We start from the raw sequence: 14,271 nt of genomic DNA, 5'->3' as shown, positions 1-14,271 counted from the left end.
TTGCGGCGGGTTGCGGGCCCCCCGGGGCGGCCGGGCCCCGCCCCCGGCCCCGACTGAACGCCTCCCGGGGGGGGGGGCCCCGCCGGGGCCCCCCCCCCACCACTGGAAGGGGTGAATGCACGTAACTTTCCCACCCCGGTCGCGTTCTGTCGCGCTACGCGCCGGAATGGTCACCGAGCGTCAGGCGGCGGCCATGGTCCGGCCGCCGCACGGGCTCAACTCCCCGGATACACCCACGGGTTGGGACGGCACTTGATTCCGCCCACGTCGAGGGACTTGGTCTGCTGCTGCATCACGGGGGCGAGGGCCCCGGGGGTGCTGCAGCTCACATGGCCGTGCCCGAGCCGGTGCCCCACCTCGTGGTTGATGAGCATCTGGCGATAGGCGTACATCGCCTTGGGACCGAAGGTCGCGGCCCCCTGCGCCCAGCGGAACGCGTTGATCATCACGCGGTCGGTGGAGGCGGAGTCGCAGGACACGTTGTCGATCGTGGTGTCGAGCCCGGACTTGGCGCACCACTCGCCGGTGGTGCCGGGGCTGGCGAGCGTGATGACGAAGTCGGGCTCCCCGCCGGAGATCCGCTCGAAGGTCATCGCCCCCCGGCCCGCCCAGCTGCGGCGGTCGTTCAGCGTCTTGAAGACGGTCGCGGTGAAGAGCTCCTGGTCGAGACCGAGCCCTTCCTCGATGTCGATCCGGTAGCGGATCAGCCGCCCCTTGCCCGGCGCCTTCTGGAGGCCGGGCACGGCCTGGAACTTCCCTGACCCCTTCAGCTTCGGGTCGATCGGGAACTGGCGGGTGATCAGCTGCTCGTACGTCGGCTCCGGGGTGGTGACGGGCGCCGGGCGCGACGGGGTGACCCGGTCGTCGGAGCGGGAGGCGGAGCTGTCGTCGACGGCCCGCTCGGCCGGCTGCTCGGCGGCGCGTGCGACCGTCGGCGTCTTCTTCCCGTCGGTGACCTGTCCGGCGACGATGACGGCGAGAACGGTGGCGACGGCGGCGGCCGCGACACCGGTGAGGGTCCGGCCCAGACCGCCCCGGCCGACCGGGGCGCCGCCCTCGGGAAGGCCGTCGGACTGGCCGTCGTGACGCGGCCCGGGGACGAACGGCCTCTGGGGCGCGCCCTGTTCGGGCTCGGCGGTACGGGGAGAGCCGTGCCGGGGGACGTACCGCTGGGGCCGCGGGGCGGAGCCCTCGTCGTGCTGCGGATGCCCGCCCCGTACGGAAGTCCCGTAGACGGGCACGCCGTGCGCGGGGGTGCCGGGGGTCCCGTGGGCGGGGGTGTCATGGATGCCGCCGTACGAGGGAGCGCCGAGGGCGGGTGCTCCGTACGAGGGAGCGGCGTGGGCCGGAGCGCCGCGCCCGGAGCTCCCGTACGCAGGGGTCCCGTGGCCCGGGATTCCGTACGACGGAGTTCCGTGCGCGGGTGTCCCGTACGACGGAGTTCCGTGCGCGGGTGTCCCGTACACCGGGGTCCCGGTCGTCTCCTGGCCGCTTCCCGGGGGCCTGCGACGGCGTCCGGTCCCCGGCGCGCGCCCGGCCGCCGGTCCCGTCGTTCCGGCCGTTGCCCGGGTCCCCGCCTGCGTCCCCGCCGTTCCCTGCGTCCCCGCCGGCCTGGCGGCCGCCGGCTGTTGCCCGGTGTCGGCCACCGAGGGCGCGGAGCCCTTGCGACTATGTCGTCCCACGCCCCGGATCAGCTCCCGCCGTGATCGACGATCAGGTCCCGGGCGGCCTGGGCGACCGTCTCGGGGTACTCCATCATCGCCACGTGACCCGCCTCGGGAAGGGTCAGCAGGCGCGAGCCGCGGAAGGCCGCGGCCGCCTTCCGGGCCGTGCGGTACGAGACGAGCTGGTCGCGTCCGCCGTAGATCAGCAGCGTCGGCGCGAGGACCCGCTCGGCCTGCCGCCACAGCCCGTGCTGGCCGCCGAGCGTGTACGCGTCGACGATGCCGCGCGAGGAGCGGGCCATGGCGTCCCAGAAGTACGGGAGCTCCAGGCGCCGCTCCATCTCCTCGACGGCGTCCCTGAGGCCCTCGTCGGTGACCCGGCCGGGGTCTCCGTAACAGAGCGAGAGGACGCCCCTGACCCGCTGCTCGGCCGTCCAGTCCTTGGTGAGCCTCGCGAAGAAGGAGGCGACGCCCGGCACCGCGAGCAGCGCCGTGGGCCAGGCCGTGCGCTGGGCCCGCAGATCCGGCAGGGCCGGTGAGATCAGGGTGAGGGTGCGGATCAGATCGGGCCGGACGGCGGCGACGCGGGTGGCGACGGCGCCGCCGAGCGAGTTGCCGAAGAGGTGGACCGGGCCGCGTCCCGCGGAGTCGAGGAGCCGGATGACGGCGCGCGCGTGCCCGGTGACCGAGTAGTTGCCGTCATCGGGCGGCGGCGAGTCGCCGAAGCCGGGGAGGTCGACGGCCTCGCCGTCGACGACGTCCGCGAGCAGCGGCATCAGGGTGGACCAGTTCAGCGAGGAGCCGCCGAGGCCGTGGACGTACAGCGCGGGCGGCAGTCCTGCCTCGGAGCCGGGCCGGGCGCGCACCGTGAGGGTGAGCCCGGGCAGCGACACGGAGCGGAGCTCCTCGCCGTCGGCGACCCGTACGGCGCGCGTGGTGCGCGGCTCGGGCGGTGCGGCGGCGCTCCGGGTTTCCGGCAGCTCGGTCGACGACATGGCCGCAATATTACGAGACGATCACGCGGCGAGGTGTGTGGGTGCGGTCACAGGTGCGTGTGCGGCGGGGCGCATGTACTCCTAGGCTCGGGACAGAGGGACATCGAGAGGACCGCGACCCGCATGCCGGAAGGAACCGCATGACTGTCGATCCGACCGAGCCGGACACGTTCACCGAGGAAGAAGAGGCCGTGGTGCTGGACGAGGAGACCCCGGAGGCGGACGCCGCCGAGCAGCACACCGAACTGCAGCAGCGCGAGGACGAACCGCTCACCCATGTCGAGCGCGACTCGGCCAACGAGGCCGACTCGTCCGAGCAGGCCCGCGTGGTCGCTCTGGACGAGGACGACTACCGCTGAGCCGAGCGCGCGACCGAGACCGGAGCGGCGACCGCCGAGATGAGCCCGCGGGCCGCTGAGCAGGTGACTCCCGCCGATTTGTTCGGTTTAATCTTGAATCGACTGTCGGCCCGGGCGTCCGGTCCGTGAAATTCTGCGTTCGCACCGCGCACAGCCGCGTTACCCAAAAGTACGATGGCGACGCGTGCGACAGCGCGCATGGATCGATTGTGGGAGGCCGCGTGAGCGCCATCGAGCAGACAGAGGCAGCACGCCCTCGGGGCACGCGCCTGCCGCGACGTGCCCGACGGAACCAGCTCCTCGGCGCGGCCCAGGAGGTCTTCGTCGCCCAGGGGTACCACTCGGCCGCGATGGACGACATCGCCGAGCGGGCGGGCGTCAGCAAGCCCGTGCTCTACCAGCACTTCCCCGGGAAGCTGGAGCTCTACCTCGCCCTGCTCGACCAGCACTGCGAGTCCCTCCTCCTCGCGGTGCGCACGGCCCTCGCCTCCACCACCGACAACAAGTTGCGCGTCGCGGCCACCATGGACGCGTACTTCGCCTACGTCGAGGACGAGGGCGGCGCCTTCCGGCTGGTCTTCGAGTCCGACCTGACGAACGAGCCGGCCGTACGCGAGCGCGTGGACCGGGTGAGTCTGCAGTGCGCCGAGGCGATCTCCGACGTGATCGCGGAGGACACCGGTCTGTCCAAGGACGAGTCGATGCTGCTGGCCGTGGCCCTCGGCGGCGTCTCCCAGGTCGTCGCGCGCTACTGGCTGTCGAGCGAGTCCGCGATTCCCCGGGACAAGGCGGTCGGACTGCTCACCTCGCTCGCCTGGCGCGGCATCGCCGGCTTCCCGCTCCACCCGGTGGACGGCCAGCTGAGCGCCGAGGGCCACTGAACATTCCCGTCGGGTGTTCGCTCCTGGCGTGCCGCCGGTGAACCGTGCGGGTCCCCTCACCGGGCTAATGTGTGCAGCGTACGGCGCGGGTAATCGCGCAACGCTGACCGTTCGGAGGGACATAGCCGTGGAGGTCAAGATCGGCGTGCAGCACGCACCCCGGGAGATCGTTCTGGAGAGCGGGCAGTCCGCCGAGGAGGTGGAGCGCGCCGTGGCCGACGCGCTGGCCGGCAAGGCGCAGCTGCTCAGCCTCTCGGACGAGAAGGGCCGCAAGGTCCTCATCCCGGCCGAGAAGATCGCGTACGTGGAGCTCGGCGAGCCCGCCGTGCGCCGCGTGGGTTTCGGCGCGCTCTGAGCCCAGGATCTGCGGAAAGGCCCGGTGGACCGTCTCGGTCCACCGGGCCTTTCGTCTGTCCGTGAGAGCTGCCGGGAACGGCCACGTCAGGGCGTACGGAAGGATTGCGTTCCGGACGCCGGGGGTAGGAGGGTTCTCGACCGCACCACCCGCCCCGCACCCCTCGCGAGGTGATCAACCGTGTTCCTGGAAGCCCTCGGTTCCGCCCTGCTCGGCTTCGCCCTGGCCTGGGCCGCCGTGCACCGGCTGCCCGACCGCCTCCCCGTCCGGATGATCGTCCTCGCCACGGGCGCGCTCGGCGGCGTCTTCGGCGCGCTCGTCACCCATGGGGCACTCGGCCCCGGACACTTCTTCGCGACCCTGATCGGCGCGGTGGCGGTGGCGGCGGTGCTGCTCTCGCTGCTGATCCGCCCGGCGTCGCGTCGCCGGCTGCGCCGATCAGCCACGGTCTGAGCGGCACCGCCCCCTCCGCGGTCCCGACGGACGTCGTTACGCGGCGAGGCCGAGCGCGGCCATCCGCTTGGTGTGCGCCTCGGTGATCCGGGAGAACATCCGGCCGACCTCCGCGAGGTCGAAGCCGTCCGCGACGCCGCCGACCAGCATGGTCGAGAGCGCGTCGCGCTCGGCGACCACGCGCTGCGCCTGCGAGAGCGCCTCGCCCATCAGACGGCGGGCCCAGAGCGCGAGCCGGCCGCCGACCCGCGGGTCCGCGTCGATCGCCGCGCGGACCTTCTCGACGGCGAAGTTGCCGTGGCCCGTGTCGTCGAGCACGGCGAGGACGAGGCCCCGTGTGTCCGAGTCGAGGCGGGCCGCGACCTCCCGGTAGAAGTCGCTGGCGATCGAGTCGCCGACGTACGCCTTGACCAGACCCTCCAGCCAGTCCGACGGCGCGGTCTGACGGTGGAAGTCGTCGAGCGCCTTGGCGAAGGGCTCCATGGCGGCGGTCGGCTCGGCGTCCACGGCGGTGAGCCGGTCCCGCAGCCGCTCGAAGTGGTGGAACTCGGCCGAGGCCATCTTCGCCAGCTCCGCCTTGTCCGCGAGGGTCGGCGCCAGCTTGGCGTCCTCTGCGAGCCGCTCGAAGGCCGCGAGCTCCCCGTAGGCGAGGGCGCCGAGGAGGTCGATCACGGCGGCGCGGTACTGCGGCTCGGCGGATGCCGTCGCCCAGTCCTTGGCGGCGATCCCGGTGGGTGTGGCGTTGTCAGGCGTCTCCATGGAGCGCACAATAGCCCGCTCGCGCACGGGAGGAAGGCGCTGGTCAGTCAGTGTGACCGTGCCCTCATCGCCATTTCTCCCAACACACATGCGCGATTCCGGGGTACAGTGATAAAGCGCCTGCTGAGTATGCGGACATGCTTTCGCACGTTCGGACGTATCCGGTGGGCCGACTCATGAATGAGGATGCCCGGTCGGTGGCCCGATCGGCTCCGGCCCGACAGCCCTTCCGGCGGACCCCGCGGAAGGGTCACCCTCAGCGGTTCGACGCTCGAGCGACGGCAGTGGTCCCGTGTCACCCGGCAGTGATCTTCCCGATCCCGCCGGAAGTGTCCCGACACGGTACGACCCCCTTCGTTCGCCTCGTGCCGCGTCTCACAGAAGAGGCAGCACCCTGACTACGACTTTCCGAGACCTCGGAATCCTTCCCGAGACGGCCGAGGCCCTTGAGGCCGTCGGGATCGTCAACCCCTTCCCCATCCAGGAGATGACCCTTCCGGTCGCCCTCACCGGCACCGACGTCATCGGCCAGGCCAAGACCGGCACGGGCAAGACCCTCGGTTTCGGCCTGCCGATCCTGGAGCGCGTGACCGTCCCCATGGACGTCGAGGCCGGCCGGGCCAAGCCCGAGCAGCTGACCGACGCCCCGCAGGCGCTCGTCGTCGTCCCCACCCGTGAGCTGTGCCAGCAGGTCACCAACGACCTGCTGACCGCCGGCAAGGTGCGGAACGTGCGCGTGCTCGCCATCTACGGCGGCCGGGCGTACGAGCCCCAGGTCGAGGCGCTGAAGAAGGGCGTCGACGTGGTCGTCGGCACCCCCGGCCGCCTGCTCGACCTGGCCGGCCAGCGCAAGCTCGACCTCTCCCACGTCAGGGTCCTCGTCCTCGACGAGGCCGACGAGATGCTCGACCTGGGCTTCCTGCCCGACGTCGAGAAGATCATGAACATGCTTCCGCCGAAGCGCCAGACCATGCTGTTCTCGGCCACCATGCCGGGCGCCGTCATCGGTCTCGCCCGCCGCTACATGTCGCAGCCGACGCACATCCGCGCCACCTCGCCCGACGGCGAGGGCGTGACCGTCGCCAACATCAAGCAGCACGTCTTCCGCGCGCACAACATGGACAAGCCGGAGCTGGTCTCCCGCATCCTGCAGGCCAACGGCCGCGGGCTCGCGATGATCTTCTGCCGTACGAAGCGCACGGCGGCCGACATCGCCGAGCAGCTGGAGCGTCGCGGCTTCGCCTCCGGCGCGGTCCACGGCGACCTCGGCCAGGGCGCCCGCGAGCAGGCGCTGCGCGCCTTCCGCAACGGCAAGGTCGACGTGCTCGTCTGCACCGACGTCGCCGCGCGCGGCATCGACGTCGAGGGCGTCACCCACGTCATCAACTACCAGTCGCCCGAGGACGAGAAGACGTTCCTCCACCGCGTGGGCCGCACCGGCCGCGCGGGCAACAAGGGCACCGCCGTGACCCTGGTCGACTGGGACGACATCCCGCGCTGGCAGCTCATCAACAAGGCGCTCGGCCTCGACTTCCACGACCCGGTCGAGACGTACTCCAGCTCCCCGCACCTGTTCGAGGAGCTGGACATCCCGACGGGCACCAAGGGCATCCTGCCCCGCGGCGAGCGGACCCGTGCGGGTCTGGGCGCCGAGGAGCTCGAGGACCTCGGCGAGCCCGGCGGACGCCGTGCCCGCGGCCCGAAGGCCGACAGGCCCGAGCGGACCGAGGAGCGCCCCGAGCGGACGCGTACCCCGCGTCAGCGCCGCCGCACCCGTGGCGGCGAGACCGGCGACGCTCCGGTGTCGGCGGCCCCGGCCGTCGAGACGGTGACGGACGAGGCCGCGGCCGAGTCCGGTCCGCGCACCCCGCGCCGCCGCCGTCGCACCCGCGTCGGCGCCGCGGGCTCCGCTCCGATGACGCAGGGCGTCCCGTTCGCGCAGACCGCTCCGGTCGCCCAGTCGGCTCCGGCCGCGCAGTCGGCTCCCGTCGCCCAGTCGGCCACGGTGGCTCCCGTCGCTTTCGTCGCCCCGGTCATCGAGGCGGCCCCGGTCGTCGAGGCCGCTCCGGTCGCGAAGGCCGCTCCCGTGGCCCCGGTCGCGGAGGCCGCTCCTGCCGCCGTCGCCGAGACCCCGGCGGCCGAGCCGAAGGCCCCCCGCCGTCGCGGCCGTACCGCCGCCCGTCCTGAGGCCGTGAAGGCCGCGCCCGTCTCCCCGGCCCCCGTGGCCCAGGAGCCGGCTCCGGCCCCGCGTCGCCGCCGGCCCCGTGTCCGTCCGGTCGAGGACACCGGTTCGTTCCAGACGGTCGAGACCGCCGCGGCCGCCCTGCGCGCCGCCTCGGCCGCCCCGGTGGCCGAGACCGCTCCGGTCACGGTCGCCGAGACCCGGGTGGACGAGCCGAAGAAGACGACCCGCCGCCGCGTGGTCAAGAAGGCCGTGACGGAGCCGGTCGTCGCCGAGGCCGTCGCCGCCGAGCCGGTGGCGCCCGTCGCCGCCGCCCCTGTGGTGGCCGAGCCCGTGGCGCCCGTCGCCGAGGTCACGGCCGAGGTTCCCGCACCGCGCCGTCGCCGGGTGGTCCGGAAGGCCGCCGGTTCGCCGGCCGTCTCCGCTCCGGCCGAGACGGTGATCGTCGAGGCCGCGCCCGCGCCGGTCGTCGAGGAGGAGCCGAAGAAGACGACCCGTCGCCGGGTGGTCCGCAAGGCCGCCGGTTCGCCGGCCGCCGCCACCGCGGCCGTCGGAACGGTGATCATCGAGGCCCCGGTCGCCACGGCTCCGGTCGTCGAGACCGCCCCGGTCGTCGAGGCCGCTCCCGTGGTCGAGACCGCCCCCGCGCCCGTCGCCGAGGCCCCGGTGGAGGAGCCGAAGAAGGCCCCCCGCCGCCGCACGGCCAAGAAGGCCGTCGCGGAGCCGGTCGCCGAGCAGCCGGTCGCCGAGACCGTCGACGCGCCGGCCACCGAGGAGGCCCCGAAGGCTCCCCGTCGCCGTACGACCAAGAAGACGGTCACGGCCGAGGCCCCTGACGCCTCCGAGCCGAAGACGCCGACCCGTCGCCGTACGACGAAGAAGGCCGCCGCCGAACCGGTCGCCGAGGCCCCGGCGGAGGAGCCCAAGAAGGCCCCGCGCCGTCGCACCACCAAGAAGGCGGCGGCTCAGCCCGAGAGCTGATCCGTCCGTCTCGCCGCTGCGGCCCGGTCCCTCCCCAGGGGCCGGGCCGCAGCGGCGTCCACCGGCCGCCCGGTGGGGGCCCCTCCGGTTACAGTCCGGATATGAGCAAGCCCCGTTCCCTCCTGCTGCCGCCCCGGACCCGCGCCCGCGCACTCGTGACCGCGCGGGGCGATTTCGCCGTGCTCGACACGGAGCCGCTGGGCCGACGGCGCGGGACGGTGCTGCTGCTGCCCGGGTACACGGGCAGCAAGGAGGATTTCCTTGCCCTGCTCGGGCCGCTGAGCGAGGCCGGGTACCGGGCCGTGGCGGTGGACGGGCGCGGTCAGTACGAGTCCCGGGGTCCCCGGGGCCGGGCCGCCTACCGGCGCCGGGCGCTCGCGCTCGACGCTGTGGCGCAGGCGGCGGCCCTCGGGGACGGTCCCGTCCAGCTGCTCGGCCACTCCTTCGGCGGGCTGGTCGCCCGTGAGGCGGCGACGATCGCCCCCGCGGCCTTCCGTTCGCTCACCCTGCTCTCCTCGGGCCCCGGCCGGGTCACCAGGCCGCAGCGGATCCGGATCAGGGTGCTGCGCGTCGGCCTCGCGCTGCTGTCGAAGGAGCGGGTCTGGCAGCTGATGTGCTGGCTGGACAGCCGGGGCGAGGAGCCGGACACGAGCGACGTACCGGAGCTCGCGGTCTTCCTGCGGCGGCGCTGGATGCGGACCCGGATCACCCAACTCGCGGGCGCTGGACGGCTGTTGCTCTGCCGCCAGGACGGTACGGCCGAGCTGGCCGAGCTGCGGATGCCCGTGCACATCGCGTACGGGACGGACGAGATGGTCTGGCCCGTCGGCGACCTCGCCGCGGCGGCGGCCCGCACCGGCGCGCACCACACGGTGGTGAAGGGCGCGGGCCACTCCCCCAACGTGTCGCACCCGCGGGAGCTGACCGACCTGCTCACCGGCTTCTGGGAAGGGGCGGAGGCTCCCGCGGGGTTCAGAACTGCGCCTTGAGGTGCTGCCAGAAGCCGTCCCGCAGGGAGCGCCGGAGTGCGGCGTGGCCGCGCAGGGAGCGGCTGAGCAGGCGTTCCGCCTCGACGAGCAGGTCCTGGTCGACGGGCCCCGGGAGGTAGGGCGCGCTCGGCAGGAGTTCGGCAAGCCGGTCCCGGCCGCGCTCGCCGAGCCAGGTCGCCGCGATCTGGGCGCCGATGAACCGCACCTCCTCGCGGGAGGGCGGCGGCTCGCTCTCGTTCTCGTACGTGGTGACGGGGCGGCGGGTGACGTACGGGCGGCAGAAGTCGAGCTCGAAGGTGCGCTGGCTGTCGACCTCCCAGAGGAGCGCCTCGGCCTGGTTGCGTCCCTCGGCGGCCTCGATGCCCCAGAGGTGGACGCGGGCGCCGTAGCCCTGGGCCGCCTCGACGGCCGAGACGAGGTCCTCGTCGCCGCCGACGAGGGCGGCGTCACTGATGGCGCGGTGGCGGGCTAGGGACTCCAGGTCCGTACGGATGAGGGAGTCGACGCCCTTCTGCTGGTTGTTGGCGTTGAGGTTGCCGAGGCGGACCTTGACGTCGGGGAGTTCGGCGATGGCCTGCTGCTCGGGGGTGTGGATGCGGCGTCTCGCCCCGTCGTACCAGTAGACGCGGAGCAGTCTGCTGTCGGCGAAGATCGTGCGGGCCTTGTCGATGAAGGCCTCGATGAGACCCTCCGCGTCGAGGTCGAAGGAGCGCCGGTCCTCGGTGCCCGTCACAAGCAACCCGGCCGCAGCATGGACGTAACCCGCGTCGACGAAGATGGCGTGGGTGGAGGGAGTCTTGGCGACCTCGGCCAGCATCCGTTGGAGGAGCTCATTGGTGCGCTCCAGGCGCGCGTCGACTGCGCGCAGGCGGGCGTCGGTCTCGGTCACCTGAGTGGTGTCTGCGTCGTTCATACGGGGTTCATTGTCCGCCGCTCCGGGCCGGGCCGCCACACCCTCTACCCATCGGTAGTTAGCCATCCGAAAATTTTCCTTAGCGTAAGGAATGTTTGCCGGGTGCATGTCGTTGGACCCGTATGTCACACCAGTTCTCCACACGGAGGATCAACTCAGACGAAGGGAGAAGCCCATGCGCTTCGAAATCCTGCGACTCGACGACATCGACGGCACGCCCGTCGACCGGACCGTCGTGGACGCCGCCTCCGTCAATCGGATCGTGCAGCAGGCCGCTTCGATCGGCCAGCGCATCTGGATCCGCCCCGCCGAGACCTCGGCCTCGTAACAGGCCGGGTCCACCCCACGCACCGCGCCCCCGCACGGACTCCGCCAGAGCGGAATCCGTACGGGGGCGCAGTGGTGTCAGGACCCGGGTGCTCAGGCGTTCTGGATCACCTGGGTGACGCCGTTGATGATCTGCTGCACCGCGATGGCGGAGAGCATCATGCCGGCGAGGCGGGTCACCAGGACCACGCCGCCGTCCTTGATGACCCGGATGATCAGCAGCGAGTACCGCATGGTCAGCCAGAGCACGACGTGCATGGCGACGATGGCGGCCCAGACGGAGACCTGCGCGGACGCGCCGTCGGCGTTCTGCACGGCGAGGATGACGGAGACGATGGCGCCGGGGCCGGCGAGCAGGGGCATGCCCAGGGGGACGAGGGCGACGTTCACGTCCTTGGTCTGCTTCGGCTCGTCGGTCTTGCCGGTGAGCAGGTCGAGCGCGATGAGCAGCAGCAGGAGACCGCCCGCGATCATCAGCGCGGGGACGGAGACGTGCAGGTAGTCGAGGATCTGCTGCCCGAGGATGCCGAAGACGGTGATGACGCCGAAGGCCACGGCGACGGCCTGCCAGGCCATCCGGCGCTGCACCTTGGCCGCGCGGCCGGAGGTGAGGGCGAGGAAGATCGGGGTGATCCCGGGGGGATCCATGATCACGAAGAGGGTCAGGAACAGCGAGCCGAAGACGGCGACGTCGAACACGGTGGGGTGCCTTGCGGGAGAGGTGGAACGGTGGGGTGTCACCCCTGCCACCGGAATGCGGGATTCCGCCGAAGGGGCAGGGTGAGGCGCCGCCGTCGCACGGCGGAGAGCCGTACGCGGCCGCGTGGGGTGCGCGGAGTGGGCGGGCGCGCGGGGGCGGGCGCGGTGGCCCGCCTCCGGAGCGGTGGGACGGCGGGAACGGGGCGGAGAGCCCGGCCCGGGACTAGACGGAGGTTCCCCCGGCGCCGGGGACCGGGAAGGCCCCCGCCGCACGGCGGGTGATCTCGCCGTAGATCTCGGGGTCGGTCGTGTACTCGCCGAGACGGCAGGTCTTGCGGCTGCCGTGGTAGTCGCTGGAGCCGGTGGTCAGCAGACCCAGTTCCTTCGCGAGCCCGCGCAGCCGCGCGCGCGTCGCCTCGTCGTGGTCCATGTGGTCGACCTCGATGCCGTCGAGTCCGGCCTCGGCGAGCCGGGCTATCGAGGCCTCGGGCAGCACCTGGCCGCGCTTGACGGCGAGCGGGTGCGCGAAGACGGTGACCCCGCCGGCCGCCTTGACCAGACGGATCGCCTCGACCGGGTCGAGCTCGTGCTTCCCGACGTACGCCCGGCCGCCGTCGGCGAGCCACTCCGGCGTGAACGCCCCGGACACGTCCGGTACGACACCGAGCTCGACGAGCGCCTCCGCGACGTGCGGGCGGCCCACGGAACCGTCGCCCGCGATCCTGGCGACCTGCTCCCAGGTGACCGGGACGCCCAGCTCCTGGAGCTTGCCGACCATGGCCCGCGCGCGCGGCACCCGGTCGTCCCTGACGAGCTCGCGCTCGGCGAGGAGCGCGGGCTCCAGCGGGTCGAAGAGGTACGCGAGCATGTGCAGGCCGATGCCGTCGACCCGGCAGGACAGCTCGGCGCCGGTGACGAGGGTCAGCCCCTCGGGGAGCGCGTCGATCGCCTCGGCGTGACCGCGGGTGGTGTCGTGGTCCGTGAGCGCGACGACGTCGAGTCCCGCCGCCGCGGCGTTCCGAACGAGCTCGGCCGGGGTGTCCGTACCGTCGGAGGCCGTGGAGTGGGTGTGCAGATCGATGCGCACGACGCGGTACTCCGGGGGCTCGGGACGGACGAGGGACGCTCCAGCATAACGGGCGAATCGAACACGCTTGTACGGTTCCACGAGCGCACCCGGGCCACGATCCGCCCCCGGCTCCGTCCCAGGGGTCTAGCCGAGGAGCCTCGGCGTCAGGGCGCCGCACGGGAGCAGTTCGACCTCGGCGCCCGCGTCCCGCAGGTCCGTCAGGACCAGTTCGTCGTACATCAGGAGGCCGGACTGCTCGGGCCAGACGATCGCCCAGAGCCAGAGGCCGCGCGCCTCCCCCGCGAACACCGCGCGGTCGTGGGGCGTGCCGTTGACGTGCCAGAGCGGGGTGGGCCGTCCTGCGGCGAGCACCTTCGTCTGCGGGGGCTTGTCGATGGCCATGCCGGCGCCCGGGTCGGGGCCGTCGATGCCCGCGTACCGCGCGCCGAGGCCGACTCCCAGTTCCTCCGCGATCAGCAGCAGCTCGCCGAGGCCGCCGAGCGGTCCCGGGCCCGAGCAGGCGACGGCGGTCGCGCGTCCCCCGCTGCGGTCGTCACCGGCGTACGCGACTCCGGTGAAGAGCCAGCCGACGGGCAGGGGCCACGGCATCCACACCGGCACCTGGGACCGATGCACCACGACGCCGAGCGCCTCGACACTGGGCGGGATCACGGGCTGGAGCGGGTGCACCGAGCCGTGCACGTCGCACTGCCAGGAGTCGGCGAACAGCCCGGGCGCCCTGACCCGGCCACCACACTTCGGACAACTGGGTTCGCCCCTCATAGGGCTCAACGGTCCTACCCCCGGAGCCCGGCGTCAAGGACGGCCACGGACGATCACCCGTCCGGCCCGTGCCGTTCACCCTCGGTCGCCGGCGCGACCCGCGGCGCCCGACCGGGGTTCACGGACCCCGGCCGCCGGTGCGGACACCGTCGTCCGGCCGGGGTTCACGGACCTCGGTCGGGCGCGGGCCCACGTCACTCGGCCGGGGTTCACGGACCTCGCTCAGTCCAGGTTCACGGACCTGCGCAGCGGGTCGCGCAGGTCCGTGCCCTGCGCGAGCCAGCGCTCCTCCAGGGCCTGCGCCCCGTGCACCCGCTTCCACGCGGCCTCGTTCGAGGTCATCGGGAGGAGCGGCAGGAAGCGCACGGGGTCCATCGGCTCGTCGAGTTCCAGGTCCTCGATCAGGCCGCCGGACTCCGCGACGAGGACGGAGCTGAAGGCGGCGCCCGGCCAGAGCGGCTCGCCGACGTCGAGCGAGGCGCCGGGGGCCACGATCACGCCCTCGACCTGGGGGGTGGAGGCGAGGACGGCGAGCGGGCGCAGCACCTTGTCGGTGTCGGCGAGTCCGCCGCGCACCGTCAGGACGAGCTCCGCGCGCGGGCCCTTCACGGGGTCGGCGAGGGCGGCGGTCGGGTCGGCCATCGGCTGGGCCGACATGCCGAGGGTCGCGTACCGCACGAGATCGCCGTCCATGAATCGGAGCACCTCGATCCGGTCCGTGCCGAGAAACGTCACCGCGGCGCGCGCGTCCGGTTCTCCGAGGGCCGTACGCAACCGGGCCTCGACCAGAGCAAGAACTTCTCCCATGGGTTGAGCATAAAGCGCGTACGGAACGGGCAAAGGAAGGGATTGACCCTCTGTC

Annotated in this window: 15 protein-coding genes; 7 read left to right on the top strand and 8 right to left on the bottom strand. The window is 72.9% G+C overall.

Going from position 1 to position 14,271, the window contains the following annotated elements; all coding sequences use genetic code 11:
* Positions 1–215: 215 nt before the first annotated feature.
* Positions 216–1,466: a DUF3152 domain-containing protein gene (locus ACZ4VK_RS17950; protein ID WP_468353270.1), complete on the bottom strand. Its 1,251-nt coding sequence runs from the start codon at positions 1,464–1,466 to the stop codon at positions 216–218.
* A gap of 224 nt (positions 1,467–1,690) precedes the next feature.
* Entirely contained in the window at positions 1,691–2,659 is a 969-nt protein-coding gene (locus ACZ4VK_RS17945) for an alpha/beta fold hydrolase (protein WP_468353268.1), read from the bottom strand.
* 140 nt (positions 2,660–2,799) lie between these two features.
* Between ACZ4VK_RS17945 and ACZ4VK_RS17940 the strand changes: the two genes are divergently transcribed.
* From ACZ4VK_RS17940 to ACZ4VK_RS17925, 4 genes are all read left to right on the top strand, one after another.
* Positions 2,800–3,018, top strand: coding sequence for a hypothetical protein (locus tag ACZ4VK_RS17940; protein ID WP_468353266.1), 219 nt, complete (start codon positions 2,800–2,802; stop codon positions 3,016–3,018).
* Between the two features lie 221 nt (positions 3,019–3,239).
* Positions 3,240–3,899, top strand: a complete 660-nt coding sequence (locus tag ACZ4VK_RS17935) for a TetR/AcrR family transcriptional regulator (RefSeq protein ID WP_468353264.1) — start codon at positions 3,240–3,242, stop codon at positions 3,897–3,899.
* Between the two features lie 127 nt (positions 3,900–4,026).
* Positions 4,027–4,254 carry a DUF3107 domain-containing protein gene (locus ACZ4VK_RS17930; protein ID WP_015036001.1) on the top strand — a complete coding sequence of 76 codons (228 nt, stop codon included), beginning with the start codon at positions 4,027–4,029 and terminating at the stop codon, positions 4,252–4,254.
* 180 nt (positions 4,255–4,434) lie between these two features.
* Positions 4,435–4,707: a hypothetical protein gene (locus tag ACZ4VK_RS17925; RefSeq protein WP_468353262.1), complete on the top strand. Its 273-nt coding sequence runs from the start codon at positions 4,435–4,437 to the stop codon at positions 4,705–4,707.
* A gap of 36 nt (positions 4,708–4,743) precedes the next feature.
* Here the strand turns inward: ACZ4VK_RS17925 and ACZ4VK_RS17920 are convergent, their stop codons facing one another.
* Positions 4,744–5,466, bottom strand: coding sequence for a ferritin-like fold-containing protein (locus ACZ4VK_RS17920; protein WP_468353260.1), 723 nt, complete (start codon positions 5,464–5,466; stop codon positions 4,744–4,746).
* A gap of 487 nt (positions 5,467–5,953) precedes the next feature.
* Here ACZ4VK_RS17920 and ACZ4VK_RS17915 point away from each other — a divergent pair, with 487 nt between their 5' ends.
* Both ACZ4VK_RS17915 and ACZ4VK_RS17910 read left to right on the top strand, forming a co-directional pair.
* The gene (locus tag ACZ4VK_RS17915; protein ID WP_468353258.1) at positions 5,954–8,629 is read left to right on the top strand and encodes a DEAD/DEAH box helicase; all 2,676 of its coding nucleotides are present in this window, start codon (positions 5,954–5,956) and stop codon (positions 8,627–8,629) included.
* A 101-nt stretch (positions 8,630–8,730) separates the two neighbouring features.
* A complete protein-coding gene (locus ACZ4VK_RS17910) occupies positions 8,731–9,618 on the top strand; it encodes an alpha/beta fold hydrolase (RefSeq protein ID WP_468353256.1) in 888 nt (295 codons plus the stop codon).
* Here ACZ4VK_RS17910 and ACZ4VK_RS17905 read toward each other — a convergent pair.
* Complete coding sequence (locus ACZ4VK_RS17905) at positions 9,602–10,531, bottom strand: NYN domain-containing protein (RefSeq protein WP_468353254.1); 930 nt, start codon at positions 10,529–10,531, stop codon at positions 9,602–9,604. The two genes, ACZ4VK_RS17910 and ACZ4VK_RS17905, sit on opposite strands and share 17 nt — an antisense overlap.
* A gap of 175 nt (positions 10,532–10,706) precedes the next feature.
* On the opposite strand from ACZ4VK_RS17905, the gene ACZ4VK_RS17900 reads away from it, so the two are divergent.
* Complete coding sequence (locus ACZ4VK_RS17900) at positions 10,707–10,859, top strand: hypothetical protein (protein ID WP_086024648.1); 153 nt, start codon at positions 10,707–10,709, stop codon at positions 10,857–10,859.
* A gap of 92 nt (positions 10,860–10,951) precedes the next feature.
* Here the strand turns inward: ACZ4VK_RS17900 and ACZ4VK_RS17895 are convergent, their stop codons facing one another.
* The 4 genes from ACZ4VK_RS17895 to ACZ4VK_RS17880 form a co-directional block, all read right to left on the bottom strand.
* Positions 10,952–11,557, bottom strand: a complete 606-nt coding sequence (locus tag ACZ4VK_RS17895) for a MarC family protein (RefSeq protein WP_468353251.1) — start codon at positions 11,555–11,557, stop codon at positions 10,952–10,954.
* Between the two features lie 223 nt (positions 11,558–11,780).
* Entirely contained in the window at positions 11,781–12,644 is an 864-nt protein-coding gene (locus ACZ4VK_RS17890; RefSeq protein WP_468353249.1) for a PHP domain-containing protein, read from the bottom strand.
* A gap of 126 nt (positions 12,645–12,770) precedes the next feature.
* Entirely contained in the window at positions 12,771–13,409 is a 639-nt protein-coding gene (locus tag ACZ4VK_RS17885; protein WP_468353247.1) for a DUF6758 family protein, read from the bottom strand.
* Positions 13,410–13,631: 222 nt separating this feature from the next.
* Entirely contained in the window at positions 13,632–14,216 is a 585-nt protein-coding gene (locus ACZ4VK_RS17880; RefSeq protein WP_468353245.1) for a suppressor of fused domain protein, read from the bottom strand.
* Between the last annotated feature and the right edge of the window lie 55 nt (positions 14,217–14,271).

The sequence above is a fragment of the Streptomyces sp. NPDC028711 genome, assembly GCF_055565415.1.
Note: the sequence above shows the minus strand (reverse complement) of the source record. Positions and strands in the feature narration are given on the sequence as shown.